Source organism: Corallococcus sp. AS-1-12 (assembly GCF_020036995.1).
GTDB lineage: Bacteria > Myxococcota > Myxococcia > Myxococcales > Myxococcaceae > Corallococcus.
This window is the reverse complement of sequence record NZ_JAIQDD010000112.1, coordinates 1-687: the sequence shown is the minus strand read 5'-3', so window position 1 is coordinate 687 and position 687 is coordinate 1. Positions and strand designations below refer to the sequence as shown.

General features: G+C 65.5%; 1 protein-coding gene. It reads right to left on the bottom strand.

The features are described from left to right. Positions 1–482: helix-turn-helix domain-containing protein (locus K8556_RS38945; protein ID WP_223745192.1), on the bottom strand; the 482-nt coding region annotated here is incomplete at its 3' end. Between the last annotated feature and the right edge of the window lie 205 nt (positions 483–687).

Below are 687 nucleotides of genomic sequence, written 5' to 3'. Positions count from 1 at the left end.
ATGGTGCTCCTCCTCTCAGAGGGGCAACACCTGGGGCTCAGGCCATATTTGCCGGCGTAGTTTTTTTCCCGCCACGGCTTCAAGTCATGACGCAGGAGGAGTTCGCGCACGGTTTCCCGTCCAACCTCCGGAACCAGGCCCCGGCGGATTGCTTCCTGCGTAATGAGGCGGACCGTCCAGCGGGCACGCCCTTCGGGCGGAAGTGCACACACCATGGCGACCACCTCGCTTGCCTGCTTCTCCGTGAGACGGCGCGCCGCCCCGGGCCGCGGCTTCTCATGGAGCGCTGCGCTGAGCCCCTCCTCCCGGTAGCGTCTGCGCACGGTGCGCACCGTGGTCTCAGTGACGCCCACCGCCTCGGCCACACCCACAACCGTCCAGCCCTCCGCTAGCAGTTGCAGCACTCGGGCTCGTCGCAACACCCGCACCGACTCGCGTCCTCGGTGCGTCAGCGCCTTCAGTACTGCGCTGTCCGCCTGCATCAGCTTCAGTTCCTGGCGTCTCGTCTGTCCCCTCATATCCGGAGCAACAGCGGAAGCCCGCCCGTTAATCTCCACCCGGCCAAAGGACTAATGGGTATAGTTTCCTCGACCATGAGGGCAGGCCTCTTGTACCACCTGATCAGATTCGTGAGGGGCCGCGCGGCAGGTTCGAGTCGTCGACGAGCCTGCGGCAGAGGGGGCAGAC